At 59.8% G+C, this 244-nt stretch carries 1 protein-coding gene; it reads right to left on the bottom strand.

Annotation, left to right across the window (positions count from 1 at the left end):
* Positions 1-244, bottom strand: a 244-nt coding sequence (locus tag AAEY83_RS17835) for a preprotein translocase subunit SecA (RefSeq protein ID WP_351061351.1), incomplete at both ends; no start/stop codon positions are given.

The raw sequence follows: 244 nt of genomic DNA, 5'->3' as shown, positions 1-244 counted from the left end.
CTTCCAGACCATAGATCTGGTGGAATTCGAACGCTTCGGTGTCGGCGGTACCGGTCATGCCGGACAGCTTGGTGTACAGACGGAAGTAGTTCTGGAAGGTGGTCGAGGCCAGGGTCTGGCTCTCGGCCTGAATGTTCAGACCTTCCTTGGCTTCGATAGCCTGGTGCAGGCCTTCGGACAGACGACGACCCGGCATGGTCCGACCGGTGTGTTCGTCGACCAGTACGACCTGACCGTCCTGGAC

The sequence above is a fragment of the Psychrobacter sp. TB20-MNA-CIBAN-0197 genome, assembly GCF_040309765.1.
Lineage (GTDB): Bacteria > Pseudomonadota > Gammaproteobacteria > Pseudomonadales > Moraxellaceae > Psychrobacter > Psychrobacter submarinus.
This window is presented reverse-complemented; position numbering and strand designations above follow the sequence as displayed.